At 61.4% G+C, this 25,266-nt stretch carries 31 protein-coding genes; 15 read left to right on the top strand and 16 right to left on the bottom strand.

Annotated elements, in window-relative coordinates; all coding sequences use genetic code 11:
• The first annotated feature begins 24 nt into the window (after positions 1-24).
• From IWX87_RS13085 to IWX87_RS13075, 3 genes are read left to right on the top strand one after another with little or no spacing between them, the layout of a single operon-like run.
• On the top strand, positions 25-666 hold the full coding sequence (locus IWX87_RS13085; RefSeq protein ID WP_196863966.1) for a GbsR/MarR family transcriptional regulator: 642 nt from the start codon (positions 25-27) through the stop codon (positions 664-666).
• 2 nt (positions 667-668) lie between these two features.
• The gene (locus IWX87_RS13080) at positions 669-2,219 is read left to right on the top strand and encodes a cytochrome ubiquinol oxidase subunit I (RefSeq protein WP_196863965.1); all 1,551 of its coding nucleotides are present in this window, start codon (positions 669-671) and stop codon (positions 2,217-2,219) included.
• Positions 2,212-3,243 carry a cytochrome d ubiquinol oxidase subunit II gene (locus IWX87_RS13075; protein WP_196863964.1) on the top strand — a complete coding sequence of 344 codons (1,032 nt, stop codon included), beginning with the start codon at positions 2,212-2,214 and terminating at the stop codon, positions 3,241-3,243. Before IWX87_RS13080 ends, IWX87_RS13075 begins: the two co-directional genes overlap by 8 nt.
• A 125-nt stretch (positions 3,244-3,368) precedes the next feature.
• On the opposite strand, the gene IWX87_RS13070 is transcribed toward IWX87_RS13075, so the two are convergent.
• Positions 3,369-4,385, bottom strand: a complete 1,017-nt coding sequence (locus IWX87_RS13070; protein ID WP_196863963.1) for a 23S rRNA (adenine(2030)-N(6))-methyltransferase RlmJ — start codon at positions 4,383-4,385, stop codon at positions 3,369-3,371.
• Positions 4,386-4,592: 207 nt separating this feature from the next.
• Between IWX87_RS13070 and rplM the strand changes: the two genes are divergently transcribed.
• The 3 genes from rplM to erpA all read left to right on the top strand — a co-directional run bounded on the left by rplM (position 4,593) and on the right by erpA (position 5,955).
• Positions 4,593-5,048 (top strand): 50S ribosomal protein L13, encoded by a 456-nt coding sequence (gene rplM / locus IWX87_RS13065; protein ID WP_196863962.1) that lies wholly within the window; start codon positions 4,593-4,595, stop codon positions 5,046-5,048.
• A complete protein-coding gene (gene rpsI / locus IWX87_RS13060; protein WP_196863961.1) occupies positions 5,045-5,437 on the top strand; it encodes a 30S ribosomal protein S9 in 393 nt (130 codons plus the stop codon). The genes rplM and rpsI overlap by 4 nt, the downstream gene beginning before the upstream one ends.
• A 152-nt stretch (positions 5,438-5,589) precedes the next feature.
• A complete protein-coding gene (gene erpA, locus IWX87_RS13055; RefSeq protein WP_196863960.1) occupies positions 5,590-5,955 on the top strand; it encodes an iron-sulfur cluster insertion protein ErpA in 366 nt (121 codons plus the stop codon).
• Between the two features lie 102 nt (positions 5,956-6,057).
• On the opposite strand, the gene IWX87_RS13050 is transcribed toward erpA, so the two are convergent.
• A complete protein-coding gene (locus IWX87_RS13050) occupies positions 6,058-7,197 on the bottom strand; it encodes an anhydro-N-acetylmuramic acid kinase (protein ID WP_196863959.1) in 1,140 nt (379 codons plus the stop codon).
• A gap of 41 nt (positions 7,198-7,238) precedes the next feature.
• Entirely contained in the window at positions 7,239-8,588 is a 1,350-nt protein-coding gene (locus IWX87_RS13045; RefSeq protein ID WP_280757321.1) for a M23 family metallopeptidase, read from the bottom strand.
• Positions 8,589-8,857: 269 nt separating this feature from the next.
• On the opposite strand from IWX87_RS13045, the gene tyrS reads away from it, so the two are divergent.
• Both tyrS and dtd read left to right on the top strand, forming a co-directional pair.
• Complete coding sequence (gene tyrS / locus IWX87_RS13040) at positions 8,858-10,090, top strand: tyrosine--tRNA ligase (RefSeq protein ID WP_196863957.1); 1,233 nt, start codon at positions 8,858-8,860, stop codon at positions 10,088-10,090.
• A gap of 19 nt (positions 10,091-10,109) precedes the next feature.
• Complete coding sequence (dtd, locus tag IWX87_RS13035) at positions 10,110-10,574, top strand: D-aminoacyl-tRNA deacylase (protein ID WP_196863956.1); 465 nt, start codon at positions 10,110-10,112, stop codon at positions 10,572-10,574.
• Between the two features lie 79 nt (positions 10,575-10,653).
• On the opposite strand, the gene ybeY is transcribed toward dtd, so the two are convergent.
• Complete coding sequence (gene ybeY / locus IWX87_RS13030; RefSeq protein ID WP_196863955.1) at positions 10,654-11,109, bottom strand: rRNA maturation RNase YbeY; 456 nt, start codon at positions 11,107-11,109, stop codon at positions 10,654-10,656.
• Positions 11,099-12,130, bottom strand: a complete 1,032-nt coding sequence (locus IWX87_RS13025; RefSeq protein WP_196863954.1) for a PhoH family protein — start codon at positions 12,128-12,130, stop codon at positions 11,099-11,101. Before IWX87_RS13025 ends, ybeY begins: the two co-directional genes overlap by 11 nt.
• 91 nt (positions 12,131-12,221) lie before the next feature.
• Here IWX87_RS13025 and ruvA point away from each other — a divergent pair, with 91 nt between their 5' ends.
• From ruvA to ruvB, 4 genes are all read left to right on the top strand, one after another.
• On the top strand, positions 12,222-12,794 hold the full coding sequence (gene ruvA / locus IWX87_RS13020) for a Holliday junction branch migration protein RuvA (protein ID WP_196863953.1): 573 nt from the start codon (positions 12,222-12,224) through the stop codon (positions 12,792-12,794).
• 78 nt (positions 12,795-12,872) lie between these two features.
• A complete protein-coding gene (locus IWX87_RS13015; RefSeq protein WP_196863952.1) occupies positions 12,873-13,124 on the top strand; it encodes a type II toxin-antitoxin system Phd/YefM family antitoxin in 252 nt (83 codons plus the stop codon).
• Positions 13,121-13,513, top strand: coding sequence for a type II toxin-antitoxin system VapC family toxin (locus IWX87_RS13010; RefSeq protein ID WP_196863951.1), 393 nt, complete (start codon positions 13,121-13,123; stop codon positions 13,511-13,513). Before IWX87_RS13015 ends, IWX87_RS13010 begins: the two co-directional genes overlap by 4 nt.
• A gap of 6 nt (positions 13,514-13,519) precedes the next feature.
• The gene (gene ruvB / locus IWX87_RS13005) at positions 13,520-14,587 is read left to right on the top strand and encodes a Holliday junction branch migration DNA helicase RuvB (RefSeq protein WP_196863950.1); all 1,068 of its coding nucleotides are present in this window, start codon (positions 13,520-13,522) and stop codon (positions 14,585-14,587) included.
• A gap of 413 nt (positions 14,588-15,000) precedes the next feature.
• On the opposite strand, the gene IWX87_RS13000 is transcribed toward ruvB, so the two are convergent.
• The 10 genes from IWX87_RS13000 to IWX87_RS12955 form a co-directional block, all read right to left on the bottom strand.
• Positions 15,001-15,390 carry a hypothetical protein gene (locus IWX87_RS13000; protein WP_196863949.1) on the bottom strand — a complete coding sequence of 130 codons (390 nt, stop codon included), beginning with the start codon at positions 15,388-15,390 and terminating at the stop codon, positions 15,001-15,003.
• Entirely contained in the window at positions 15,387-16,268 is an 882-nt protein-coding gene (locus tag IWX87_RS12995) for a hypothetical protein (RefSeq protein WP_231374787.1), read from the bottom strand. The genes IWX87_RS13000 and IWX87_RS12995 overlap by 4 nt, the downstream gene beginning before the upstream one ends.
• Before the next feature lie 10 nt (positions 16,269-16,278).
• Positions 16,279-16,461, bottom strand: coding sequence for a DUF3606 domain-containing protein (locus tag IWX87_RS12990; protein WP_196863948.1), 183 nt, complete (start codon positions 16,459-16,461; stop codon positions 16,279-16,281).
• A gap of 88 nt (positions 16,462-16,549) precedes the next feature.
• Complete coding sequence (locus tag IWX87_RS12985) at positions 16,550-16,864, bottom strand: hypothetical protein (RefSeq protein WP_196863947.1); 315 nt, start codon at positions 16,862-16,864, stop codon at positions 16,550-16,552.
• 145 nt (positions 16,865-17,009) lie between these two features.
• Entirely contained in the window at positions 17,010-18,206 is a 1,197-nt protein-coding gene (locus tag IWX87_RS12980; RefSeq protein ID WP_196863946.1) for a DSD1 family PLP-dependent enzyme, read from the bottom strand.
• Positions 18,203-18,877: a histidine phosphatase family protein gene (locus IWX87_RS12975; protein ID WP_196863945.1), complete on the bottom strand. Its 675-nt coding sequence runs from the start codon at positions 18,875-18,877 to the stop codon at positions 18,203-18,205. The genes IWX87_RS12980 and IWX87_RS12975 overlap by 4 nt, the downstream gene beginning before the upstream one ends.
• Before the next feature lie 3 nt (positions 18,878-18,880).
• Entirely contained in the window at positions 18,881-19,501 is a 621-nt protein-coding gene (locus IWX87_RS12970; protein ID WP_196863944.1) for a DUF4136 domain-containing protein, read from the bottom strand.
• A 33-nt stretch (positions 19,502-19,534) separates the two neighbouring features.
• Complete coding sequence (ttcA, locus tag IWX87_RS12965; RefSeq protein ID WP_196863943.1) at positions 19,535-20,479, bottom strand: tRNA 2-thiocytidine(32) synthetase TtcA; 945 nt, start codon at positions 20,477-20,479, stop codon at positions 19,535-19,537.
• A gap of 5 nt (positions 20,480-20,484) precedes the next feature.
• The gene (locus IWX87_RS12960; protein WP_196863942.1) at positions 20,485-20,856 is read right to left on the bottom strand and encodes a dihydroneopterin aldolase; all 372 of its coding nucleotides are present in this window, start codon (positions 20,854-20,856) and stop codon (positions 20,485-20,487) included.
• A 68-nt stretch (positions 20,857-20,924) separates the two neighbouring features.
• Entirely contained in the window at positions 20,925-21,707 is a 783-nt protein-coding gene (locus IWX87_RS12955; RefSeq protein WP_196863941.1) for an SDR family oxidoreductase, read from the bottom strand.
• 78 nt (positions 21,708-21,785) lie between these two features.
• On the opposite strand from IWX87_RS12955, the gene IWX87_RS12950 reads away from it, so the two are divergent.
• Both IWX87_RS12950 and IWX87_RS12945 read left to right on the top strand, forming a co-directional pair.
• A complete protein-coding gene (locus IWX87_RS12950) occupies positions 21,786-22,913 on the top strand; it encodes a class I SAM-dependent methyltransferase (RefSeq protein WP_196863940.1) in 1,128 nt (375 codons plus the stop codon).
• A 292-nt stretch (positions 22,914-23,205) separates the two neighbouring features.
• A complete protein-coding gene (locus IWX87_RS12945; protein ID WP_196863939.1) occupies positions 23,206-24,828 on the top strand; it encodes a methyl-accepting chemotaxis protein in 1,623 nt (540 codons plus the stop codon).
• Positions 24,829-24,907: 79 nt separating this feature from the next.
• Here IWX87_RS12945 and IWX87_RS12940 read toward each other — a convergent pair whose 3' ends face one another.
• Positions 24,908-25,099, bottom strand: coding sequence for a hypothetical protein (locus IWX87_RS12940; protein ID WP_196863938.1), 192 nt, complete (start codon positions 25,097-25,099; stop codon positions 24,908-24,910).
• Between the two features lie 95 nt (positions 25,100-25,194).
• Here IWX87_RS12940 and IWX87_RS20060 point away from each other — a divergent pair.
• Positions 25,195-25,266, top strand: a 72-nt coding sequence (locus IWX87_RS20060) for a transposase DNA-binding-containing protein (RefSeq protein ID WP_196864042.1), incomplete at its 3' end; no start/stop codon positions are given.

Genomic DNA, 25,266 nt, shown 5'->3' with positions numbered 1-25,266 from the left:
TGAAACTTCTGTATATTGCGTACCATGAACCTTGCTCCCCTGACCCAGCGTTTTGTCCTGCATTTCGGCGAGATGGGCAGCCGCTGGGGCATCAACCGCACCGTGGGGCAGATCTATGCCTTGCTGTATGTTTCGCCCCAGGCGCTGAATGCCGACGACATTGGCGACGCGCTGTCGTTTTCGCGCTCCAACGTCAGCATGGGGCTGAAGGAACTGCAGTCCTGGAATCTGGTCCGGTTGCAGCATTTGCCGGGTGACAGGCGCGAATACTTCCAGGCGCCCGAAGACGTGTGGGCCATCTTTCGCACGCTGGCCGAAGAGCGGCGCAAGCGCGAGATTGACCCGACGCTGTCGATGTTGCGCGATGCGCTGATGGAAAAACCCAGCGACAAAGACGATATCCACGCCCAAGAGCGCATGAAGCAGATGCACGATTTGATCGAGTTGATGACCGGCTGGATGGCCGATGTGCAAAAGATGGATTCCGCCACGCTGGTGAGCCTGATGAAGATGGGCGCCAAGGTGCAAAAGCTGCTCGAAGCCAAGGACCGGGTGACCAGCAGCGTGAAGGCCGGCTTCAAAGGCCGCGTGCCGCCCGTCGCCGCGCCGGCACTGGCGTTGGCGCCCAAGGCGGCTGTCACTTTTTCCGATAACGAAAGGAGTTGATCATGGATGGACTTGACGCTGTTGTTCTGGCCCGGATTCAGTTTGCGGCCAACATGACTTTTCACATTTTGTTTCCGACCATCAGCATCTCGCTGGCGTGGGTGCTGCTGTTTTTCAAGCTGCGCTTTGTCAAGACCGGCCAGCAGCACTGGATGGACGCCTACCAGTTCTGGGTCAAGATCTTTGCGCTGACCTTTGCGCTGGGCGTGGTGAGCGGCATCACCATGAGTTTCCAGTTCGGCACCAACTGGCCGGGTTTCATGGAAACCGTCGGCAATGTGGCCGGCCCGCTGCTGGCTTATGAAGTGATGACGGCGTTTTTCCTGGAAGCCACCATGCTGGGCGTGATGCTGTTTGGCCGGGCCCGTGTCAGTGAACGGATGCACACCATCGCCACACTGCTGGTGGCTGGCGGCACGACGCTGTCGGCCTTCTGGATCCTGGCGCTCAATTCATGGATGCATACGCCCGCCGGCTTTGAAATGATCAACGGCCAGGCGCATGTGACCAGCTGGCTGGAAGTGATCTTCAACCCGTCTTTTCCTTACCGCTTCACGCACATGATGCTGGCCTCAGGCCTCACGGTCGCCTTTTTGGTCGCCGGCATTTCCGCCTACCGCTGGCTGCGTCAGGACCGTGCTGCCGATGTCATCGCCAGCCTGAAAACCGGCGTCTACCTGGCCGCTTTCCTGATTCCGCTCCAGATCGTGGCGGGCGACTTTCACGGCCTGAACACGCTGGAGCACCAGCCCGCCAAACTGGCTGCGATGGAAGGCATCTGGGAAACCCAGAAAGGCGTGCCGGCCGTGCTGTTTGCGCTGCCGGACGAGAAAACCCGGACAAACCGCTATGAAATTGCCATTCCCAAGCTCGCCTCGCTTTACCTGACGCACAGCCTGGACGGCGAGGTGAAGGGGCTGAACGAGTTCGAGGGCAAGCATCCGCCTGTCGCGCCGGTGTTCTGGGCCTTTCGCATCATGGTCGGCATGGGCCTCTTGATGCTCGCCGTGAGTTGGACCAGTGTTTTACAGCTGGCACCTTGGAAGAAGCAAGCCCCCACGCTTGTCGTTTCGCGTACTGCGCTGCCCCCCGAGGGGGCGCTGCGCCTGCGGCCCGGCGAAGCCGGTTCCGCGGCCCCGACGGATATGGAAGGGCTTGCTAGCGGCCGCACACTTCCTCCGGCACGCGAGTTGAAAACCTGGCAGGCGAGGGCGCTGGTGGCCATGACCTTTGCCGGCTGGGTGGCCTTGATTGCCGGCTGGTACACCACAGAAATCGGCCGTCAGCCCTGGCTGGTGTCGGGTGTGCTGACCGCCGCCGACGCGGCCTCGAAGGTGGTGGCGCCCAAAATCGCGCTGACGCTTTTCCTGTACCTGGCCATGTATGCCGCGCTGATCGTCGCCTATGTGTCGGTGGTGTTCTACCTGGCGCGCCATCGCACGCATGCCGACAAGCCTACCGAGGCCGGCATGGAAGACACGCTCAATCCGGTGAACTATCCTGACCCCCGGGTTACCCGTCAAGTCAAACCCGCAGGAGCCTCCCATGCTTGACCTCGCCCCCGACCTGACACAGGCCGCCGGCTGGATGCCGATGGTGTTCCTGGTGGTGATGGGCCTGGCAATGCTGGCCTATGTGGTGCTCGACGGCTACGACCTGGGCGTCGGCGTGCTCATGAACCGCGCCAGCGAGGACGACAAGGACAGCATGATTGCCAGCATCGGCCCCTTCTGGGATGCCAACGAGACCTGGCTGGTGCTGGGCGTGGGCATCTTGCTGACGGTGTTCCCGATGGCGCACGGCGTCATCCTGGGCGCGCTCTACCTGCCAGTGGCCCTGATGCTGATCGGCCTGACGCTGCGTGGCGTGGCATTCGACTTTCGCGTCAAGGCGCGTGCCGCGCTCAAGCCGCTCTGGAACCGCGCTTTTTTTGGCGGTTCGGTGCTGGCCAGCTGGAGCCAGGGCTACATGCTCGGCTCGCTGATCACCGGCTTTGACTCGGGCGGCTGGGTCATCGCCTTCAATGCGGTGATTGGTGCGGCGCTGGTGTCGGCCTATTGCCTGCTGGGTGCCGGCTGGCTGATCATCAAGTCCGAGGGCGAACTGCAATTGCAGGCGGTGCGCTGGGGGCGGGCCAGCCTGTTCTTCACCATGGCCGGTATTGCCGCAATTTCAATTGCCACGCCGCTGGTGAGCCAAAACATCTTTGACAAATGGTTTGCCTTTCCCAACATCGTGCTGCTGCTGCCCATTCCGGTGGCCACGGCCGTGCTGTTCTGGGTGATTTACCGCAGCTTGCAGCGCCTGTCCACGCGGCTGGCGCAAGGCAATGAATACGGTGCCTGGGTGCCCTTCGGCGCAACCATCGGCGTGTTTGTGCTGGCGTTCTACGGCCTGGCCTACAGCCTGTTTCCGTGGCTGGTGATTGACCGGATCACCATCTGGCAGGCCGCCATTGCACCGGAATCCATGGGCATCATTTTGGTCGGCGCTGCTGTCGTGCTGCCGATGATCATCGGCTACACGGTGTTTGCCTACCGCGTGTTCTGGGGCAAAAGCACCGCTCTAAAGTATTGAAGCCAGACTCTGACAACTGCACACCCGCCATCAAAGCTATTGCCCGCCCAGAAGGGGCAGCAGGCGCAGCGACCCCCTCGGGGGGCAGGGAGCCACACGCAGTGGGCGACCGTGGGGGCCCTGTTTCAGCCGCCGTGTTCCAGGGTGAAGCCGGCATTGCGGTCCTGACCCAGCAGTGCGACCATCTGCGGCAGCGCGGCTTGCAGGTCGGTCTTCAGCGTGTGGGGCGGGTTGATGATGAACATGCCGCTGGCGGGCAGGCCGGGGCGAATCACCTCGCCTTCGCTGTCGGTGGTCAGCTTGCTGGACTTGACCGTCAGCGTGGCATGCAGCCAGCTCCGGTGCGCCTTGACTGCCAGGGTTTTCAGCTTGCGCGGCAGGTCGTGTGCTTCCGGGCGCGGAATAATTGGGTACCAGACCACATAGGTGCCGGTGGCAAAGCGCTTGACGGCGTCCGTCATGCAGGCGGCCACGCGGGCATAGTCGCTCTTCATTTCATAGCTTGGGTCGCACAGCACCATGGCGCGCCGGGCCGGCGGCGGCAAAAATGTTTTCAGCGCCTCAAAGCCGTCTTCGCGTGCCACCACCACCTGGCGGCCGACGCCAAGCTGCTCGATGTTGCCGGAAAGCGACTTGAAATCGGTTGGGTGCAGCTCGAACAATTTGAGCTTGTCGCGCCCGCTCAGGAATTTTTGTTCAATGAAAGGTGAGCCCGGGTAAATCTTCAGGTGTGCCGGATCACCCGTCTGCGCGAAATGCGGGTTCAGGCTGCGCAGCAGTTCCAGGTAGTCCTGCAAGGCTGGTGCCCAGGCGTAATTGCTGGCCGCTGGCGTGGCCGCATCGGCTGCAGCAAACGCGGTTTTGGCGTCGGCTGCTATTTTTTTGGTAGCTGTTCCGGCGCGTCCTGCAGTCGCTGGAGCGACTTTTGACGCTTCAATCAGCTTGAAGATGCCTTCGCTGGCTTCGCCGCTGGTCTCGGTGTAGTCGCCGTCGAGGCGGTAAAGGCCGGCGCCGGCGTGGGTGTCGATCACGGTCAATGCCGTGTCTTTTTGGGTCAGGTACTTCATCAACGCGATCAAGGTGGTGTGCTTGAGAACGTCGGCATGGTTGCCTGCATGGAAGGCGTGGCGGTAGGAAAACATCCCTCTATCGTACCTTCTCGCACGCAAAAAACCTCAAAAATTGACGCAAGCGCCTGATTCTTCATATAATCGCAGACTCTGCAGCGCACATGTGGTTCCGCGGCAGGGTTGCTTGAAAAGGCAAATGACCACCTAAGAGGTTCTCATCAGAGGAACGCCGACCGTGGAAAAGAACCCGACAAACCCCTTTCTGTAAAGAGAAAACTCATGAATACTTTCAGCGCAAAACCCGCTGACGTAGTGCACGAGTGGTTTGTGATTGACGCGACCGACAAGGTCCTCGGACGAGTAGCCAGCGAAGTTGCTCTCCGTTTACGCGGCAAACACAAGGCCATTTATACGCCTCACGTCGACACCGGTGATTTCATCATCATCATCAACGCAGCCCAGCTGCGCGTGACCGGTGCCAAATCGACCGACAAGATTTACTATCGCCATTCCGGTTATCCAGGCGGCATCACTGCCACCAATTTCCGCGACATGCAAACCAAGTTCCCGGGCCGCGCCCTGGAAAAAGCCGTCAAGGGCATGCTGCCCAAAGGCCCGCTGGGTTACGCCATGATCAAGAAACTCAAGGTGTACGGTGGTGCAGAGCATCCGCATACCGCCCAACAGCCTAAAGTGCTGGAAATCGCAGGCATATCCCGGGAGTCAGCCAAATGATCGGTGAATGGAACAACGGCACTGGCCGTCGAAAATCCAGCGTTGCCCGCGTGTTCTTGAAAAAAGGCACCGGCAAGATCACGGTCAACGACAAGGACATCCAGGCGTTCTTCGGTCGCCAGACCTCCATCATGATCTGCCGCCAACCCCTGTTCCTGACAAACCACGTCGAGACGTTTGACATCATGATCAACGTCCACGGCGGCGGCGAGTCCGGCCAGGCCGGCGCAGTGCGCCACGGCATCACCCGCGCCCTGATCGACTATGACGCAACGCTCAAGCCAGCGTTGAGCCAAGCCGGTTTCGTGACGCGCGATGCCCGTGAAGTCGAACGTAAAAAGGTCGGTTTCCGCTCAGCCCGCCGCCGCAAGCAGTTCAGCAAGCGTTAATTTTCGCTTTCCCTGCTTCGCAAAAAGCCGCCTGGTTCGCCGGGCGGCTTTTTTCGTTGGGCCTAGCGTTGCATGCTAAGACGCGCAGCCGGTATGGTTGATCGATTTACTGTACTATTTCCCCCATTGCCTATAGATTAACGGAGTCCCCCATGAGCGCAGTTGCCGAAAATATCCAGACTGAAATGCCTTCCCCCTTTGTGTTCACCGACAGCGCGGCTTCCAAGGTAGCCGAACTGATTGCCGAGGAAGGAAACCCCGACCTGAAGCTGCGCGTGTTCGTGCAGGGCGGTGGCTGCTCGGGTTTCCAGTATGGTTTCACATTTGATGAAATCACCAACGAAGACGACACCACCATGACCAAGAACGGCGTGTCGTTGCTGATCGACGCGATGAGCTACCAATACTTGGTCGGTGCGGAAATCGACTACAAAGATGATTTGGAAGGCGCTCAGTTCGTCATCAAGAACCCGAATGCCAGCAGTTCATGCGGCTGCGGCTCCAGCTTTTCGGTCTGAGCATTCTATAAACAGGCAGCTCACGCTGTTTTTACAAAAAAGCCGCCTCAAAGGCGGCTTTTTTGATGGCGGGGAAATTTCCTTCCGACCAGCCAAATGGAATCAGGCCGGATACAGCGCTCCCAGCACCCGCGCCCCGGCTGCCCCGGTCACGCCGAACAGGTTGCCCGGCTGGCGCCTGAGCATTTGACGGGCCAGCCAGGCAAAGGCAGCGGCCTCGACCTCAAGGGGCCCCAAACCGTGCGCGTCCGAGGTGCTGACGGGTAGCCAGGGCAACGCTGCCTGCAGGCGCTCAAGCAAATGAAGATTGAAAGCGCCGCCACCGCAGACAATCAGTTCCTTGCTCTCTTTTGCATAGCTGTTAACGCCCATAGCACATGCGCGAACCGTCAATTCGGTCAATGTATTTTGAATATCCTCAGGCCGTTCCCTGGCAAAAGACCGGATCTTTTCAGCCAGCCACGCAAGGCTGAAAAGATCCCGCCCCGTGCTTTTGGGGATTGGCTGCGCAAAGTAAGGATCGTCCAGCAGGCTGGCGAGCAGTGCAGGAATGCGTTGGCCGCTTTTAGCCCAGGCACCGCCTGCATCAAAGGGCTGGCCGGTGTGCTGAAGGCACCAGGCGTCCATCAGCGCATTGCCCGGGCCACAGTCAAAGCCAACCACCGGTCGTGCCGAGTCTGCAGGGGGCAATACGCTGAGATTGGAAATACCGCCCAGATTCAACACCGCCACGCCGACGTCGGCGCAGCCAAAAACACCTTGGTGAAACGCCGGTACCAGGGGTGCGCCCTGGCCGCCTGCCGCCACATCCCGGCTGCGAAAATCCGCCACCACGTCGATTCCGGTCAGCTCGGCCAGCAGTGCAGGGTTGTTGAGCTGGAGCGTGTACCCGACGCCTGAAGGGTCCGGGGATATTCGCTGCGGCTGATGCCTGACGGTTTGCCCATGCGCGCCTATCGCCCGAATCTGGCCGATGGCAATTCCGCGTGCCTGGGCCTGTTGCACTAGGTCGGCGACTACCTGCGCATACACCGCAGCCAGTTCGCTGCCTGCCAACGCGGCGCGATGCAGTTCATTGTGCGAAGGTGTATTGAGCGCCAGCAGTTCGGCCCGGAAGCTGCTGGCAAATGATTGGCTCGCGCTGGCGGCAACACGCAGTTTTTCGCCAGAAAAATCGACCAGCACGCCGTCGGCGCCGTCAAGGGAAGTGCCTGACATCAGGCCGATGAAATAGTCGTGCATGCAGCGATTTTGCCGCAGCCGCTGCCAGCAACTGCGCTGGCTTATTCGGCGCGGTTCACGTCGATGGTGGCGGCCGCCTGCAACTGGTTGCGAAAACCATTCGCCAGCTGCTTGAATTGCGGCAGCGCGGCGGCCGGAACCGGCACCACTTCGCTTTCTCGGGCAATCGTCATCGGGTCTTCCTGGACGCCATTGACGCGCACCTCGAAATGCAGGTGCGGGCCTGTGGCCCAGCCCGTGGATCCGACCAAACCGATGGTCTGGCCCTGCGTCACGGTCTGGCCGGCCTGGACATTGATCTTGCTCAGGTGGGCGTAAACGGTTTCCATGTTGTTTCGGTGCTTCACGAAAACCACATTACCATAACCGTTTTGCACGCCGGCGAACTCGACCACGCCGTCGCCGATGGTGCGGGCGGGTGTGCCGGTGGTGGCGGCAAAGTCGGTGCCATTGTGGGCGCGCCAGGTTTTCAGCACCGGATGAAAGCGCATCGCGAAGCCACTGCTGATGCGCGAGTACTCGACCGGGGAACTCAGGAAAGAGCGGCGCAGGCTCTGGCCGTCCAGCGTGTAGTAGCCGCCCTTGATCTCCATGCCGGCGGAATCCTTGCCCGGTGGCTGGAACCACATGGCCTGGAACGTCTTGCCGTTGTTGACAAACTCGGCGGACAGCACGCGGCCGGAACGCATGGTTTCGCCATCGGCTTCTAGCGTTTCATACACCACGTTGAAGCGGTCGCCCTTGCGCAGTGAGCGGCGAAAGTCGATGTCGGTGGCGAAGATTTCCGCGATCTGCACGCCGACACCGTCAGGAATACGCGCATCGTCAATGGCGCCAAACAACGTGTACTGGATGGCGGCGCTGGCGAGCCGGGCAGAGCGGGTGTAGGGCGCGGTTTCAATGCGCGACGTAAAGCCCGTGCTGCTGCGCTCGATCACCAGGCGCTGGAACATCTGTTCGTCGTCAGTCGGCCAGCGCATGCTGAGCTTGAGCAATTGCTGACGCTCACTGGCTTCAACTGTTACATTTTTCCCCGGCTGGCCGCCCAGAATCAGTTGCGCGTTGGGGTCGCTGCGCAAAAAAGCATCGGCTTCTGCGTCATCAAGGTTCAGACGCTTGAGCAGTGCGCTGGCGGTGTCGCTGCTGCGCGTGGCCTCGGTGCGGAACAGTTTGAAGCTGAAGCCCGCCAGCGCCTCGGTCTGGGCCTGGGCGGACGCGGAAGCCAGCGGCTTAATCGCTTCGAGCACCTGGCGGACCGGCAGGTCGGCAGCATCGGGCGCCAGCGGCGCAACCCCGAAAGCCGTCACGCCGGTTCCCAGAAGCAGCATGGCCAAGCTGCCAGTGATGCGCCGGGGGTGGCGGCGCAGGCTTTCGCCAACAGCGGTCAGCACTCGAGAAAAGGTCAATGGAACATAGGAGGCGACGGGCAGGCGCAAAACGTGAATCCCAACTAAAGTGCACGGGGCTTTCAGGAGCGGCCGGGCAATGATGACAGGTCGATCGATACCGTTACCAGGCGTTTTGCCAGCGCCGGTGAGCATCGAACTCGAAAATTTTGGCTTCCTCGCCAGCGATCAGTAGGGCCTTTAAAATGGCGGCCCGGCGTAGGAAAGTCGGAATTATATCTGTAAGACATCACGCGACCCCTGGAAAAACCCTTATGAATCAAGTGCCTGTTACAAACAATCCTCTGTCTGAGCGTGTTAAGACGGCGCTAGCCGTCTCTCTGCGAGGCTGTGACGAGTTGATTCCGCAGGACGAATGGACGCGAAAACTGGTCCGCAGCGAAGCCACCGGCGTGCCGTTGCGCATCAAGCTCGGGCTGGACCCGACCGCGCCCGACATCCACATCGGCCACACCGTGGTGCTGAACAAGATGCGCCAGTTGCAAGACCTGGGGCATACGGTGATCTTTTTGATCGGCGACTTCACCACGCTGATTGGCGACCCGTCGGGGCGCAACACCACCCGCCCGCCGCTCACGGCCGAGCAGATCAAGGTGAATGCCGAAACCTACTACCGCCAGGCCAGCCTGGTGCTGGACCCGGCCAAGACCGAGATTCGCTACAACAGCGAATGGTGCGATCCGCTGGGCGCGCGTGGGCTGATCCAGCTGGCTTCGCGCTACAACGTGGCACGGATGATGGAGCGCAACGACTTTCATGACCGTTTCCACGCCGGAACGCCGATCAGCGTGCATGAGTTTTTGTACCCGCTGCTGCAGGGTTATGACTCGGTGGCGCTCAAGAGCGATCTGGAACTCGGCGGTACGGACCAGAAGTTCAATTTGCTGATGGGCCGGCACCTGCAGCAGGAATATGGCCAGGAGCCGCAGTGCATTCTGACCATGCCGCTGCTCGAAGGTCTGGACGGCATCGAGAAGATGTCGAAAAGCAAGAACAACTACATCGGCATTTCCGAAGACCCCAACAGCATGTTTGCCAAGGTGCTGTCGGTGTCCGACGTGCTGATGTGGAAGTGGTACACGCTGCTGTCGTTCCAAAGCGAAGCCGACATTGCCGCGCTCAAGGCCGAAGTGGCTGACGGCCGCAACCCGAAAGACGCCAAGGTGGCGCTGGCCAAGGAAATCACGGCACGCTTTCATTCAGCGGCTGCTGCTGACGTCGCCGAACAGGACTTCATCAACCGCAGCAAGGGCGGCGTGCCTGACGAGATTGCCGAGGTGACGCTGTCCGGCGCGCCGCTGGGCATTGGCGCGCTGCTCAAGGCGGCGGGACTGGCGCCTTCGGGCAGCGAAGCGAGTCGCCTGATTGACGGCGGCGGCGTGCGCGTCGATTCGAGCGTGGTGAGTGACAAGGCGCTGAAGCTGCCAGCCGGCGTGTATGTGGTGCAGGTCGGCAAGCGCAAGTTTGTGCGGGTCACGCTCAGCTGATGCGCCGGGTCCGTCGTTCATGAAAGCCGTGCTGCAGCGTGTGTCCGAAGCCCGGGTCGTGGTGAATGGCGACACCGTTGGACAAATTGAGCGCGGCCTGCTGGTGCTGGTTTACGCCGAACAGGGCGACAAGGAAGCGCAAGCCGACAAGCTGCTCGCCAAACTTCTCAAGTTGCGCATTTTTGCCGACGACGCCGGCAAGATGAACCGCAGCGTGCAGGACCTTGACGGGCAGGGTGCGCGCGGCGGGTTGCTGGTCGTCAGCCAGTTCACGTTGGCGGCCGATGTGTCGGGCGGCAACCGGCCGGGCTTTACCGGCGCGGCAGCACCTGACGAAGGCCGGCGGCTTTACGATTATTTCGTGGCCCAGGCGCGCAAGCTGCACCCGCAAGTCGAAACCGGGCGGTTTGCCGCCGACATGCAGGTGCACCTGGTCAATGACGGGCCGGTGACGATTCCGCTGCACATCGCCCCCGATGTCTAAATGCCGTTGAATGCTATGTTTTAAATAGCTGCTGGCGCCCGTCCCTGTTGCGCCAGTGCCCTATTTGATGCATAAATTGTCAGCGGTAGGGGTTGTCGAAGCCCAAACCCGCCAGGATGTCGATTTCATATGCTTCCATCTCTTGGGCATCGTCGTCGCTGGTTTCATGGTCCCAGCCTTGCGCGTGCAGCGTGCCGTGTACCAGCAGATGCGCGTAATGCGCCTGCAGGGTCTTGCCGTTTTCCTGCGCTTCCCGCGCCACTACTGGCGCGCACAGCACCAGGTCAGCCGTCACATAAGGCGCTTGCGTGTAGTCAAAGGTCAGCACATTGGTGGCGTAGTCCTTGCCCCGGTAGTCGCGGTTCAGCGTCTGGCCTTCTTCCTGGCCAACGATGCGCACGGTGATTTCGGCATCGCTTTGCAAGGCGTGACGAATCCAGCGGGCGACGCTGTGCCGGGGCAGGGCGGCGCGGTGCAGCGCAGCGTCAGGGAATTTTCCGAACTGCAGCGACAAGCTCAGTGCATCAAGAGCCATTTCGGCTCCTGGCGCTGGTCTTGCGGATGGGCGTGGCCAGCACAACAACAGCGTCATCTGCCGCTTCAAGCGCGGCCTTGGCATCGTCCCGGTTGCTCGGCGTCTTGTCGTAGGCGTCCACGATACGCGCCACCAGCGGGTGCCGCACCACGTCGGCGCTGGTCAGGCGGGTAATGGCGATGCCCTGCACGCGCTTGAGCACGCGCTCGGCATCGATCAGCCCGCTCATTTGCGTGCGTGGCAAATCGACCTGGCTGACGTCGCCCGTCACCACGGCCTTGCTGCCAAAACCGATGCGTGTCAAAAACATCTTCATCTGTTCGGGTGTGGTGTTTTGCGCCTCGTCCAGGATGACGAAGGCATGGTTCAACGTGCGGCCGCGCATGAAGGCCAGCGGTGCAATCTCGATCTGCTGGCGCTCAAAGGCTTTTTGCACGCGCTCGAAGCCCATCAGCTCGTGCAGTGCGTCATACAACGGCCGCAAGTACGGATCGACCTTTTGCGCCATGTCGCCGGGCAAAAAGCCCAGGCGCTCACCGGCCTCGACCGCCGGGCGCGTCAGGACAATGCGCTGCACCGTGCTGCGTTCCAGCGCATCGACCGCGCAGGCCACCGCCAGGTAGGTCTTGCCGGTGCCGGCCGGGCCGATGCCAAAGGTGATGTCGTGCGCGGCGATGTTTTCCAGGTAAGTGCCCTGGTTGACGGTGCGCGCGCGCAGGTCGGCGCGGCGCGTCGTCAATGCGATCCCGCCTTCGACGGTGTTCAGCGCCATGTCGCCGGCCAGCATCAGCTGCACGGTTTCGGGTTCGATGGGGCGCTGGGCGATTTCATACAGCGCCTGCAGCACTTCCAGCGCCTGGGTCGCGCGCAGCTTTGTGCCATCGATCTTGAACTGCTCGAAGCGGTGCGCAATCGTCACCTGCAGCCCGGCCTCGATGGTGCGGATGTGGATGTCCATGGGTCCGCACAGGTTGGCCATGCGGGTGTTGTTGGGCGGCGTGAAGGTGTGACGAAGCATCAAGATCGGGGTTTCCTCTGGCGGTCAAAACAGGGTGGCAAAACGCGATTGTCTGCCTAAATCCGCGCCGCTGGCCGGCTGCTAAGATTTGCCCATGATAGGAAGACTCACTGGCCAGCTGGCCGAAAAAAACCCGCCCGAAATCCTGGTGGACTGCCATGGCGTCGGCTACGAGGTGCTGGTGCCCATGAGCACCTTTTACAACCTGCCGGGGCTGGGCGAAAAAGTCAGCCTGCACACGCATTTCATCGTGCGGGAAGACGCGCAGCTGCTCTATGGGTTTGGCAACACCGCCGAGCGCGCCGCCTTTCGCCTGCTGATCAAGATCACCGGCATCGGTCCGCGCATGGCGCTCAGCGTACTCAGCGGCATGAGCGTGGCCGATCTGGCGCAGGCGGTAACTTTGCAAGAAACCGGCCGCATCATCAAGGTGCCCGGCATCGGCAAGAAAACCGCCGAGCGCCTGCTGCTGGAGTTGAAAGGCAAGCTCGGCGCCGACATCGGTGCGCAGGCCAGCGTGACCAACGAAGCGCAGCTCGACATCCTGCAGGCACTGGTCGCGCTGGGCTACAGCGACAAGGATGCGGCGCTGGCGCTCAAGGCGCTGCCGCAGGACGTTGGCGTGAGCGAGGGTATCAAGCTGGCGTTGAAGAGTCTGGGGAAATAATCCGGGACGTCAGGCTTGGTAGATGGTTCTTCATGGGATTGGATAAACTAACCCGACTTAGTTCACAAGGAGTTTTTGATGCAAACCGTCAACATCCATGAAGCCAAAACCCATTTGTCGCGGCTGGTGGATCGGGCCGCCAAGGGCGAATCCTTCATCATCGCCAAGGCGGGCAAGCCGATGGTGCGGGTCGTGCCGATCGAGCCCGAGACGCCGCACACGCCGCAGCGTCTGGGGTTCATGAAAGGCAAGGGGAAAATCCCTGAAGACTTCGACACGATGTATGCCAAGGAAATCGAAGACCTGTTCAATGGCAACGGCACGCTGTGAGCCAGCGCCTTTTGCTCGACACCCACCTGCTGTTATGGGCGGCCTTGTTTCCGGAGCGCCTGCCTGAACAAGCAGACCGGCTGATGCGTGATACGGCAAACACGCTGTATTTCAGCACTGTCAGCATTTGGGAAATCAGCATCAAGCTGAGTCGGCCACGCAAGGATCTGGCGATTGATGTTCAGGAATGGCGAGCCGGCATGCTGGACAACGGCTACCAGGAACTGGTGATCACTTCCTTGCACGCCATGGACGTTCGCAACCTTCCCGATCTGCACAAAGACCCGTTTGACCGCCTGCTGCTGGCCCAGGCCATGCGCGAAGACCTGACGCTGGTCACGGCCGATGCCCTGCTGGCCAGTTACCCCGGCCCTATTTTGAAGGTCTGAAAAACCATGAGCATCCAAACCGACGACTTCGACATGGCCGACCTGCCGCCCGCCCGGCGGATGTTGTCCGCCGCTCCAGCCTCACCGAAAGAGGAAGCCATCGAGCGGGCCCTGCGCCCCAAGCTGTTCGACGACTACGTCGGCCAGGCCAAGGCGCGCGAGCAGCTTGAAATCTTCATCGGTGCGGCCAACAAGCGCGGCGAGGCGCTGGACCACGTGCTGCTGTTCGGCCCGCCCGGCCTGGGCAAGACCACGCTGAGCCACATCATTGCGCACGAGCTTGGCGTGAACATGCGCTCGACTTCCGGGCCGGTGCTGGAAAAGCCGAAAGACCTGGCGGCGCTGCTGACCAACCTCGAAAAAAACGACGTCCTGTTCATCGACGAGATCCACCGCCTGAGCCCGGTGGTCGAGGAAATCCTGTACCCGGCGCTGGAGGACTACCAGATCGACATCATGATCGGCGAAGGTCCGGCGGCGCGCTCGATCAAGCTCGACTTGCAGCCCTTCACGCTGGTCGGCGCCACCACGCGCGCCGGCATGCTGACGAATCCGCTGCGCGACCGCTTCGGCATCGTCGCCCGGCTGGAGTTCTACACGCCCGAGGAGCTGGCGCGCATCGTCAAGCGCAGCGCCGGTCTGCTCAATGCGCCCATGGACGAAGAAGGCGGCTTCGAGATCGCCCGCCGTTCGCGCGGCACGCCGCGCATTGCCAACCGCCTGCTGCGCCGGGTGCGCGACTATGCCGACGTGAAGGGCAGCGGCACCATCACGCTGGACATTGCCAACCGCGCGCTGGCGATGCTGGACGTCGATCCGCTGGGCTTCGACTTGATGGACCGCAAGTTCCTGGAAGCGCTGATCCACCGCTTCGACGGCGGCCCGGTCGGGCTGGACAACATCGCCGCCAGCATTGGCGAGGAGCCGGGCACCATCGAGGACATGATCGAGCCCTACCTGATCCAGCAAGGCTTCATCCAGCGCACGCCGCGCGGGCGCATCGCCACGCTGGCCGCGTACCGGCATCTGGACGTGGTTCCGCCGCAGTCGGGCGAAGGGTTGTTTGGCAAGTGATCGGAGATTGCTTTGAGGTAACTATTGAGTTTCCTGAAGCTCTTCGCATTCTCTTTTGTCTTTGTAGGTTGAGCCTGCCCCGGACTTGATCCGGGAATCTGCAATGCGTGCCTGTGCTGGTGGAGGCATGGATCCCGGGTCGAGCCCGGGATGACTGAACGGGCAGGGATGACAGAAGAGACACGGATCACAGAAGGGGCAGGGATGAGAGAAGGGGCCAGGCCAATGCTGGCACCTGCCATGCAAGTTCACCTGAAAAGTGATCTGTGTGGTTGCGCTTTGTGTATCAAATACGGCATTTGCGCACGGTGGAATTGCGTAGGCAGCTATTAAAAATATAGCAAGATGATTTTTTCGCTCAATTGTGTTGTCGGACGCAATGCCTGTCCGCGCCATTCATTCAGCGCTTGGGTTCAGCTGCCCTTTGGCGCATAGGCGGGGCGAAAGCGCGATTTTTTCACGTGGCCTGACGGGTCAAACAAGATGACGAATTCTGCATTCGCCGGCTCGCTCCTGAGCGGATTCTTGCGGTAAACCCAGACTTCATAGCCGCTGTCGAACCTGACCACCGTGGCCGAGCCCAGGGCTGCCATCACATCTTGCTGGTTTGATGTGCCGGTGGCGACGGCTTGCATGGCCGCTTGCATCGACAGGCCGGGGTCGCGAAAGGGGTGCGTGCTGTCTCCTGCACCTGTAAACCCCAAAGCGCCGGCACACCCGGCAAGCCACAGGCACGATGCCAGCACTCCGGCCATGACGGAGCCACTGCGCAAAGCGACAGGCAACTGCATCAGGCACTTCATTCGTCCTCCATGTACTCAAATTCGACCCGCGTGTCGTCCGGCCAGCTGCGGTCGCCGAGCGGCAGCACATAGGTGCGGTCTACCAGCACCTCGCAATCGCAATAGGGCAGTTCATCCTTGAGCTTCGGGTCGTCGCTGGCGGCTGCGTAGAGCATGTCGATGGGCAGGATTTCGCGGCGCGGCCCGGCGACCAGGGTGACGCTGAAGAGTGGCCGGTCGGCAAAGAACAGGTAGAGCGGCAGCTGCCGGTCGCAGTAGGCCGGCGTGTCCAGCAAGGCCTTGACCATTCGGCCGACGATGTTGCTGCGGTTGGAAATCAGGCCGGCTTCCATGCCCACCCGGCACTCCATGCGCAGATCGCCCAAACGCCGGGTGTCGGGCGGCAGACCGGGCGTCTTCACCTCGCTGCGCCAGGTCATGCTTTGCGCCCTGCGGTTGGGCGACACCTGGGCGTTTTCGTCATAAGCCTTCTGGTTGCGCGCCAGGGTAAATGTCTGGTCGGGCGCAATCGGCACCTGAAAATCCACCGTGGAGCCGACCACTTCCATCTCGATGCGTTGCAGGTCAGTGTCCGGACGGCGCGGCAGCAGCTTGAAGCGCAGCGATGCGTCGGGTGCGCGCAGGCCGCGCTCCTGCTCGAACAGGTCCATTGCGCTGATCATTTTCCGGTAGGATTTTTCGACAGGGTCGGGGTTCGCCTTGGCCGAGATCGTGACCGTCGGGAGATTTCCGCCGGTTTTGTCCTGCGCCGCTACGCTCAGGCAGGTGGAGGCGACAAGGCATGTCCACGCCATTGGTTTCGCACAGCGCATAAAAAACAATGTGTTGGTGGTCACGTTGATGGTCGGCATGGTGTTTTTAATGACCAAAGCTGACATGGCCCCGTGCTTATTTGCGCGCCGCCAGATACGCGCGCACTGCCGTAACGTGTTCGCCGGCCTGGGTCACCGCCTCTGCCAGTTCGGACTCGGTGCAGTGGAGTTCATCGCGCCAGTAGGCCAGTTCTTCCGGGTCAATGATGTCGATGCGACCGGGGTCAAGCGGCTTGAAAGGGGAGGGATGGTCGGTCATGTGCACTCCTGCGGGTTGGTTTTGTCCCCGTCACGATACTCGCGTGCCTGTTGCGAGGCAATACCTTCACCTTTCAGCCGCCACCGGTTCAGCCCCTGTCTGCGCGACCCGGCCTGATTTGGGTTCCCTGGCCTTGGCCTTGGCCGACCCTTCCTGTGGTGGCGTCCGACATGCCCACCAGCGTGCCCACTTGAGTACAGCTTTGTTCGTCGTTGATGTAAACCAGCGTTGCGCCCTGGCCAAAGCGCTGCGGAACGGTGCTGTGGTATTCAAGCCGTGTGTCCACCGGCGCTTCGCTGGACTGGAAGATCAGATTGCCAGCGGGGTTGTACACGCTGTAGCAGCCTGCGTGCGCCGCCATCGTCAGGCCGCAGGTCGCAAGCAGGGCAAAAACGTTTTTCAAGGTTGGACTCCAGAGGTTGGGATTGATCATAGGCAGTCCCTTGACCGTGTACTGTATAAAAAGACGCGCTTGATGGAATTTTGCTATTGATTAAATAGCAGCTTATGCAAGATGGTAATGCGCTAAAGCCGTTTTTGCTTGAATTTCAAGTCAGTGCGCCCCGTGCATCCACACGGATGATGCGTTCGACCGTTCCACTTTTCAGGCCGCCGCTCACACCAATCATCACATCATGCAGGTTCACGGTCGGATCGCAATGGCCAGGAATCAGCCATAGCATCTGGCCCAAATCGGGCAAGCCAGTCTGGCCCGATGACGGCCGCAAGATGCCGTGTTCATCACCCCCGTTGAAATAATCCAGTCCCTCCTGGCGCTTCAACGCATGCACCTGGGGCAGGCCGGAGTCGATGGCATGGCTTTTGTGGCCGGCATCGCACACAGCGTGGCTGGCATGGCGGCTGACAACCTGTGTCTTGACGAAAAGGGCATGTTCAAAGTGAGGTTGAACCGGGTCGCGCTCGTTCTGCGCATAGTCGGCATCCATGAAGATGAAGGAGCCGGCCTGCAGTTCGCCATAAACACCGCTGGCGGCCTCCAGCGCGAAGCTGCCGGTTCCTGCACCGGTCACCAGCCCTGGTGCCATGTCCTGCGCCTTGAGCAACTCGCAGGTCAACTCGACCGACTTCATGGCGTCGGCGGCGGTCATGCGCCGCTCCTGCACGTTGCGCACATGCTGAACCTTCCCGTGGTAGGCCTGCAGACCGGCAAAACGCAGGGCCGGATGTTTGCGGATTTCCAGTGCCAGCAAAACTGCGTCCTGCCCGGGCTGCACGCCACAACGGCCTTGGCCGACATCGATCTCGACAAACACGTCAATCACCGTGGCAGTGCTCGGCGTGCCGTTACGGATGCCGGTCCGGGCGTCGGACATCGCCTGCGCCAGCCGGCTCACGCCTTCCAGGCTGTCCACGGCAATGGCAATCTGTCCGCCATGCGCGGCGACGGCCTGCGTCAGGGCCGCCACCCGCGCCAGCTTGGCCGACGCGATCACCTCGTTGCTGATGTACACGTCGTGCACGCCGCCCGCGACCATGATCTCGGCCTCGGAGGTCTTTTGCACGCACACGCCAACGGCGCCGGCCTTGATCTGCATCTTGGCCAGCAAAATGCTTTTGTGCAGTTTGGCATGGGGACGCCAGCGGACCTGGTGCTTTCGGGCAAATTCGGCCATCCGGCCCAGGTTGCGTTTCATGGCGTCAAGGTCAATCACCAGGGCTGGGGTATCGATGTCGTGGACGGATTTGCCAATCAGCTCGGACAGGTACGCAACCGCTTTGTTCATCGGTTACCAACGCCAGCAGCCGGTCCGGCAGCGAACAGGCCGTCGTCCAGCGATTCGTCGTCCAGGTGCTGGGTGTCTGCCCAGCCGACCAGGCTGAAGCCCTGCGGCGTCCAGAGCAAGCGGTTGATGGCGGCATTGCCCAGGGTCCAGGTGCGTGGAGCCTGAATGTGCAGGCGCGCGGCCGCGCGGTAAAGCACATCCATCACGCCGCCGTGGCCAACCATTGCGATCAGCTCGCCCGGATGCCTGGCGGCCAGCCGCTCGACGGCCTCGACCACCCGGCGGTTCAGGTCCACCAGCGACTCGCCGCCAGAAGGGGCGAATTCCGGATCACGTTTGCGCCAGCGCATCGATTGCTCAGGCAGCCGGGTCTCGATTTCGGCAAAGGTCATGCCTTCGAAGTCGCCAAAGCCGCGTTCGCGCAGGCCGGCTTCGACGTTGACGGTCAGCCCGTGTGCGCGCCCCAGGTATTCGGCCGTTTCCCAGGCGCGCACCAGGTCACTGGCGTACACGGCCGCGATCGGTTCATGCTTCAGCGCCTGTGCCATGCGGGCAGCCTGCGAGCGGCCCGTGGCATTCAGGGGGATATCAAGACGGCCCTGAATGCGGGTGTCCACATTCCAGGTGGTTTCGCCATGGCGGATGGCAATGATGCGGGTGGGTTCAATCATGTTTTATCGAGGTATCTGGACATTGACCCGGCGCGGCCCCGGCGGCGGTTCGGGAAAGCCCAGCAGCGCCGTGTCCAGCATGGCCGACAACACCGCAGGCGTTTCGTTCTGAATCCCGTCATTCGTGACACGGGTTTCAAACACCACCTGGCTGTTGCCGAGGTTGCGCACCAGCAGCGTCAGGTCGCGGTGGAAATAGGGGCTGGGCGTTGAGTAACCCAGCGGAAAGGACAAACCGAACGCCCCGCCCCGGTTGCCACCACCCAGAAAAACGCCGGGCATGCCAAAACCGAAGCCGTCATAGCCGGGGCCATAGGGCAGCGCTTCGATCACCTGCGTGCTGACCCGCACCTGCACGCTGTAGCGCGCCGCCGCCGGGTTCAGCTCCATCCCGACCTTGGCCAGCGCAATGCGCGCGGTTTCCTCGACGCGGTCCTGGTAGGCGGCGCTCACCTGCTGCGACGGCAATCGCTCGAAGCGGTAGGGCGTGCCCGGCCCGGGCGGCGGCGCGTTCCAGCTGTGAAAGGCGGTGACGTTGTTTTCAACCAGCTGCAATCCGGAACAGCCGACCATGAAAAATCCCAGCATTGCAATTGAAAAAATGGCCGAAAGTGCTCGTTTCATATTGTCTCCTGTGGGAGGGGATGGAAAAAATGCTCAACGGGCCGTTCGCAGGCCGATGCTGATCACGGCATGGCCTGGCAGCGTTGCCTGCGCGAACTCTTCGGCATCGAACGCCTTGTCGCCTTCGGGGTCGGCAACGCCGGTGGTTTTAATGCCCTTGAAGTCGTGTCGCTGCTTGTCCATCAGGTGCGACGGCACGATGTTTTGCAGCGCGGCGAACATGTTCTCGATGCGGCCCGGATACAGCTCTTGCCAGTCCCGCAGCATGTTGCCTATCTGCTTGCGCTGCAGGTTTTCCTGGCTGCCGCACAGCGTGCACGGAATGATCGGGAAGTCCTGGATTTGAGCCCAGCGCGTCAGGTCTTTTTCAGTCACGTAGGCCATCGGACGAATGACGATGTTCTTGCCGTCGTCGCTGACCAGCTTGGGCGGCATGCCCTTGAGCTTGGCGGCAAAGAACATGTTCAAAAAGAAGGTCTGCAGCATGTCGTCCCGGTGATGGCCCAAGGCAACCTTGGTGCAGCCCAACTCGCCCGCCACGCGGTACAGGATGCCCCGCCGCAGCCGCGAGCACAGCGAGCACAGCGTCTTGCCCTCGGGAATCACGCGCGTGACGATGCTGTAGGTGTCCTGGTTCTCGATGTGGAACGGCACGCCGAGCTTGCCCAGATAGTCGGGCAGCACCTGCTCGGGAAAGCCCGGCTGCTTCTGGTCGAGGTTGACGGCGACCAGCTCGAAGTTGATCGGCGCGCGTTTTTGCAGTTTCAGCAAGATGTCCAGCATGGCGTAGCTGTCCTTGCCACCGGACACGCAGACCATCACCTTGTCGCCTTCCTCGATCATGTTGAAATCGACAATTGCCCGGCCAACTTCGCGGCACAGGCGCTTTTCCAGCTTGTGGTCTTCGCGTTCGATCTTCAGCGCGTTCTGCACGCGGGCAGACGTCTCAAGTTGTTCGTCTATCCAGAGGGCATTCATGCCGTTCACCACTGCCCTGTCTCGATGCGAATGGCCACTTCGCAGTCGTCAAAAATTTCAAGTTTCGCAATCTTCACACGCACGCCCAGCACGCCGGGAAGTTGCATCAGCCGGTGCGCCAGCTTGCCGATCAGGCTTTCCAGCAGGTTGGCATGCTCTGCAGTGCATTCGGTGATGATGATCTGGCGCACCTTGCGGTAGTCGAGCACATGGTGGATGTCGTCGTCGCGGGGCAGCAGCGGCTGCGTGCCCAGGTTCAGTTCGGCATCGACCTGGATTGGTTGTGGTGCGTTTTTTTCATGCTCCAGGATGCCGAGGTTGGCGTCAAAGCGCAAGCCGGTGAGGTTCAGGATCTGGTTGCCCCGGGTGGTGAACATGTAGACAGTCTGTAATAGGTAAGAAAAGGGGTCTGTCAGCCATTGCCGACGCTTGGACGTGGCAAGAATCACATCAACGAAAAATCGCGCTCGAAGCGCATCAGGTGCTGGCCGCCATCGACCAGCAGCGTGGTGCCGGTGATCGACGAATTTTCCAGCGCGAACTTCACCGCATTGGCCACATCGGCCGGCGTGGACGAACGGCCCAGCGGCGAGAGCTGGTGGCGCGCGGCAAATTCTGCGTCGCTCAAAAGATGGCTGGTCAATGTCAGGCCGGGCGCGACGCCGACCACCCGCACCTGCGGCGCCAGCGCCATCGCCAGCATGGTGCCGGCCGCTTCCAGCGCGGCTTTGGACAGCGTGTAGCTCAAGAAATCGGGGTTCTGGTTCCAGAGCTTCTGGTCCAGCAGGTTGACGACCGCGCACTGGCCGGCGTGCTCTGGCGCGCTTCGCGACACGACATGCGCATGCAGCGCCTGGGCCAGCAAGATGGGCGCGGCGGCGTTGCTGTGCAGGTGCTTGTCGAGCGCGGCAAAGCCAAAGGTCGCGGCGCTGTCGTGCTCGAAGGTCGAGGCGCTGTTGACCACCGCATCGACGCGGCCAAAATGCGCAATGACGCGGGGCAGCAGGCCACGCACCGCGGCTTCGTTTGACAAATCAGCATCAAAAGCGGCTGATCCGCCCGTCAGGCGGTCACAGTCAGCTACGGTTTTAAGAGCGTCTTGGGCCGAGTGGCGGTAATGCACCGCCACCTGCCAGCCCGCAGCGGCCAGCGTCAGCGCGATTTCACGGCCCAGCCGCAGGGCAGCGCCGGTCACAAGAACCACGGGTCGGGGCAGGGCAGGTGTCATGGGGTGGTGCAAAAGGTCAGGTCAGTGAAGAGGCTGGATGGCCGGGGGAATCGCAGACAATCAGGCTTGGTGACAAACATGACGAATCGCTCCATTTTAACGAACACCCTGCAAACCCTGATAGCCAAGGCGATTGACGACGCCGGCGGATGGCTGGGTTTTGATGCCTTCATGGCGCTGGCGCTGTACCAGCCGGGCATGGGCTACTACGCCAACGACTCGCTCAAATTCGGACATATGCCTGCAGTCGCCCACAGCATCAATGGCGCGCAGACCGGCGGCAGCGATTTCGTGACTGCGCCCGAGTTGTCGCCGCATTTTGGCTGCACGCTGGCAGGGCAGGTGGCCGAGGCGCTGCAGGCCACGGGTACGGATGAAGTCTGGGAGTTTGGCGCGGGTTCGGGCGCGCTGGCGCATCAGGTGCTCGACGCGCTGGGCGACCAGGTGGTGCGCTACACGATTGTCGATCTGTCAGTTTCTTTGCGTGAACGCCAGCGCACACGGCTGGCGGCGCACGCCTGCAAGGTGCGCTGGGCAACCGGGTTGCCGGTGCGGATGCGCGGCGTGGTGCTGGGCAACGAAGTGCTCGATGCCATGCCGGTAAAACTGCTGGCCCGGCTGAACGGCGTCTGGCACGAGCGCGGCGTGGCGATGCATGCAGGCCGTTTTGCCTACGCCGACCAATTAACCCAGCTGCGACCGCCGCTGGAAGTCGCGGGCAGCCACGATTACGTCACCGAAATCCATCCCCAGGCCGAAGGGTTTGTGGGCACGCTGGCTGACCGGCTGGAAGCCGGTGCGGTGTTCTTGCTCGATTACGGCTTTCCCGAAAACGAGTATTACCACCCGCAGCGCAGCATGGGCACGGTGATGTGCCACCGCGCCCATCTGGCGGACGGCGACGCGCTGGCCGATGTCGGCGAAAAAGACATCACCGCGCATGTCAACTTCACCGGCATTGCGCTGGCCGGGCAGGACGCCGGCCTGGAAGTGCTGGGCTACACCAGCCAAGGGCGGTTTTTGCTTAACTGCGGCTTGCTGGACAGGCTGCAAGACGCTTCGCTGGCCGGGCGCGCCATGGCGCAAAAGCTGGTCAACGAGCACGAGATGGGCGAGTTGTTCAAGGTGATTGCCTTCGGCGCCAAAGGCAGCGCCGTATGGGAACCGATGGGCTTTTCGGCAGGCGACCGCCTGCATACGCTGTAGCGCTGCTGGCATCATCTGGCGCGCAAGCACGGCGGCCAGGGTGCTGGCGCGTTTTGCTACTAATTTTATAGCTGTTTATTCATGTAGGCCGTGCCTAAAATGCCTATTTGATGCCTATTAAACCGTCTGTCGGTTATTTTTAATCGCCTTCTTACTGTTGCCTGACATGACGCCGTCATAGAGCGCCTGTCTAATCCAGCGGCAGGTACATGCCTGCATACCCCTCCTCACCCTGCATGCTCCTGTCCTCGTTCGCTGGCGATCCACGGCAGTGGCAGGGCATAACCATCAAATGCAAAAAATCACCACCCCCCTTCGCAATACGCTGGGCCGACGCCTGCTGGCCACGTTTTCCACCATCTTGCTGCTGACGATGATGGGTTCTGCCATTGGGCTTTGGTCGCTTTACTACGTCAACGGCGAGACAGAGCAGATGGTGCGGCAAAACATGGCGAGCGAAAGGCTGGTGACGGATGCCTACCGCCACCAGGAAATCAACGCGGCGAACTACAAGGCGATGGCGCTCAGTTCCGAGCCCGAAGTGGGCGACATCCTGGCGGCTGATATCGTGGCCACGCAGCAGCGCTATGACGCGCTGATGAAGCAGCTGCAAAGCCGCCTGCAGACCACGGACGAGCAGGCATTGCTGACAAAAATCAGTGCGGCTGGCAAGGTTTTTGCTAAGGCCCAAGCCGAACTGGTGGCGGCGCGTGACTCGGGGCTGACCGAGCGCATCCGCAAGGTGTATTCGGCGCGCTTCCAGCCAGCGTCCAATGCGCTTCTGGCCGCGGTGTCCGCTCTGGCCGATTTTCAGCGCCAGGCCATCGACGCTGCCGCCAGCCAGATCGCCCGGTGGAGCGCCACGGCGCGCATGGCCTTGGTCGTGTTCAGCATTGCCGCGCTGGTGCTGGGCGCCGTGCTGTCCGGGTGGCTGGTGCGCAGCATCTCCCAGCCTATCCGTCTGGCCGGCGCCACGGCGGACCGAGTGGCCAGCCTGGACCTGCGCCATGACATCGAGGGGCACGAGCGCGACGAAGCCGGTCGGCTGCTGACCTCGCTGGGCGTGATGCAGGGCGCGCTGCGCACCTTGGTGCAGCAGGTGCAGGGAGCGACCCACAACATCAGCCATGCTTCAAGCGACATTGCCAGCGGCAATGCCGACCTGTCCAGCCGCACGGAACAAGCGGCTTGCAGCCTGCAGGAGACCGCCGCATCGGTGGAATTGATCACCTCTGCCGTGCACCAGTCGGCCAAGGCGGCAAATCGTGCCGACGCCATGGCTTCCTCGGCCTCGACCCTGGCCGTCCAGGGCGGCCAGGCGGTGCGCGAGATGGTCGGCACCATGCAAGAGATACTTCAGTCCTCGCGCAGCATCGAGGACATCATCGGCGTAATCGAAGGCATTGCCTTTCAGACCAACATTCTGGCGCTGAACGCGGCGGTGGAAGCGGCGCGGGCGGGCGAACAAGGCCGGGGTTTTGCGGTGGTGGCGACGGAAGTGCGCAGTCTGGCCAACCGGTCCAGCACGGCCGCCCGGGAAATCAAGGCGATGATTCATGCGTCGGTGCAGCGGGTGGAGTCCGGCGTGCACCTGGTGAACTATGCCGGCCAGACCATGGGCCAGACCGTGGAAGCGATCCAGAATGTGGCTCTCAGCCTGCGCGAGATCACCGGCGCCACCCACGCCCAGACGCAGGACATTTCCCGGGTCAACACCGCCGTCTCGCAACTCGAGAAGATGACCCAGCAAAACTCGGCCCTCGTGGAACAGTCGGCGGCGGCATCTGAGAGCCTGCGCCACCAGGCGCACGAACTGGCAGCGCTTGTCAGCCGCTTTGTGCTGCCCGAGCAGGCTGAGCGCTTTTCGCCGAAGCGCGCTGCCGTGCACGCACCGCAACTGGCCTTCAGCGCCTGAAAGCCGCTTGGGGCGAGCAGGTCGGTTCAGCAGTCATTTTGAGGGTATCGGCAATGGCGTCACCACCGATTGCCGGCTTTCAGTGCAGCGGTGCTGCTAATTTCGCGTTTTGCTCACCCTGGTTTCGAAGTGTCCGCGAACGATTCAGGGATTTTTTGGTCTTGAGGGATTCGAGTTCGTGCTTGAACTCAATGACCAGTTCATCGTTATCGCCATAACGGAACTGTAGTTTTTGGCAGACTCTTTCCAGGTTTTGAAGGTGTTTTTGCATGTGCTTTCTCCACTTGAAAATTCACGATGGCTTAGAGCATTTCGTTATACACAACTCCGGCAAAATTCCCCTCAAGAAAGATTTGAAGGAAAACGATGGGCTGGGCAGGCACTGAATTTGAGACGATAGACTTGGGCGATGAGCGGCGCAACAAGCGGGCCATCCGG

This window comes from Polaromonas sp. CG_9.7, assembly GCF_015752205.1.
GTDB lineage: Bacteria > Pseudomonadota > Gammaproteobacteria > Burkholderiales > Burkholderiaceae_C > Polaromonas.
The sequence above is the reverse complement of the archived record's forward strand: the minus strand, read 5'-3'. Positions and strand labels throughout refer to the sequence as shown.

What these genes read in the sequence shown, in the direction of transcription:
- IWX87_RS13085 (WP_196863966.1), top strand. Translation starts at nt 25, where the DNA reads ATGAACCTTGCTCCCCTGACCCAGCGTTTTGTCCTGCATTTCGGCGAG.
- IWX87_RS13080 (WP_196863965.1), top strand. Translation starts at nt 669, where the DNA reads ATGGATGGACTTGACGCTGTTGTTCTGGCCCGGATTCAGTTTGCGGCC.
- IWX87_RS13075 (WP_196863964.1), top strand. Translation starts at nt 2,212, where the DNA reads ATGCTTGACCTCGCCCCCGACCTGACACAGGCCGCCGGCTGGATGCCG.
- IWX87_RS13070 (WP_196863963.1), bottom strand. Translation starts at nt 4,385, where the DNA reads ATGTTTTCCTACCGCCACGCCTTCCATGCAGGCAACCATGCCGACGTT.
- rplM (WP_196863962.1), top strand. Translation starts at nt 4,593, where the DNA reads ATGAATACTTTCAGCGCAAAACCCGCTGACGTAGTGCACGAGTGGTTT.
- rpsI (WP_196863961.1), top strand. Translation starts at nt 5,045, where the DNA reads ATGATCGGTGAATGGAACAACGGCACTGGCCGTCGAAAATCCAGCGTT.
- erpA (WP_196863960.1), top strand. Translation starts at nt 5,590, where the DNA reads ATGAGCGCAGTTGCCGAAAATATCCAGACTGAAATGCCTTCCCCCTTT.
- IWX87_RS13050 (WP_196863959.1), bottom strand. Translation starts at nt 7,197, where the DNA reads ATGCACGACTATTTCATCGGCCTGATGTCAGGCACTTCCCTTGACGGC.
- tyrS (WP_196863957.1), top strand. Translation starts at nt 8,858, where the DNA reads ATGAATCAAGTGCCTGTTACAAACAATCCTCTGTCTGAGCGTGTTAAG.
- dtd (WP_196863956.1), top strand. Translation starts at nt 10,110, where the DNA reads ATGAAAGCCGTGCTGCAGCGTGTGTCCGAAGCCCGGGTCGTGGTGAAT.
- ybeY (WP_196863955.1), bottom strand. Translation starts at nt 11,109, where the DNA reads ATGGCTCTTGATGCACTGAGCTTGTCGCTGCAGTTCGGAAAATTCCCT.
- ruvA (WP_196863953.1), top strand. Translation starts at nt 12,222, where the DNA reads ATGATAGGAAGACTCACTGGCCAGCTGGCCGAAAAAAACCCGCCCGAA.
- IWX87_RS13015 (WP_196863952.1), top strand. Translation starts at nt 12,873, where the DNA reads ATGCAAACCGTCAACATCCATGAAGCCAAAACCCATTTGTCGCGGCTG.
- ruvB (WP_196863950.1), top strand. Translation starts at nt 13,520, where the DNA reads ATGAGCATCCAAACCGACGACTTCGACATGGCCGACCTGCCGCCCGCC.
- IWX87_RS13000 (WP_196863949.1), bottom strand. Translation starts at nt 15,390, where the DNA reads ATGAAGTGCCTGATGCAGTTGCCTGTCGCTTTGCGCAGTGGCTCCGTC.
- IWX87_RS12995 (WP_231374787.1), bottom strand. Translation starts at nt 16,268, where the DNA reads ATGTCAGCTTTGGTCATTAAAAACACCATGCCGACCATCAACGTGACC.
- IWX87_RS12990 (WP_196863948.1), bottom strand. Translation starts at nt 16,461, where the DNA reads ATGACCGACCATCCCTCCCCTTTCAAGCCGCTTGACCCCGGTCGCATC.
- IWX87_RS12980 (WP_196863946.1), bottom strand. Translation starts at nt 18,206, where the DNA reads ATGAACAAAGCGGTTGCGTACCTGTCCGAGCTGATTGGCAAATCCGTC.
- IWX87_RS12975 (WP_196863945.1), bottom strand. Translation starts at nt 18,877, where the DNA reads ATGATTGAACCCACCCGCATCATTGCCATCCGCCATGGCGAAACCACC.
- IWX87_RS12970 (WP_196863944.1), bottom strand. Translation starts at nt 19,501, where the DNA reads ATGAAACGAGCACTTTCGGCCATTTTTTCAATTGCAATGCTGGGATTT.
- ttcA (WP_196863943.1), bottom strand. Translation starts at nt 20,479, where the DNA reads ATGAATGCCCTCTGGATAGACGAACAACTTGAGACGTCTGCCCGCGTG.
- IWX87_RS12960 (WP_196863942.1), bottom strand. Translation starts at nt 20,856, where the DNA reads ATGTTCACCACCCGGGGCAACCAGATCCTGAACCTCACCGGCTTGCGC.
- IWX87_RS12955 (WP_196863941.1), bottom strand. Translation starts at nt 21,707, where the DNA reads ATGACACCTGCCCTGCCCCGACCCGTGGTTCTTGTGACCGGCGCTGCC.
- IWX87_RS12950 (WP_196863940.1), top strand. Translation starts at nt 21,786, where the DNA reads ATGACGAATCGCTCCATTTTAACGAACACCCTGCAAACCCTGATAGCC.
- IWX87_RS12945 (WP_196863939.1), top strand. Translation starts at nt 23,206, where the DNA reads ATGCAAAAAATCACCACCCCCCTTCGCAATACGCTGGGCCGACGCCTG.
- IWX87_RS12940 (WP_196863938.1), bottom strand. Translation starts at nt 25,099, where the DNA reads ATGCAAAAACACCTTCAAAACCTGGAAAGAGTCTGCCAAAAACTACAG.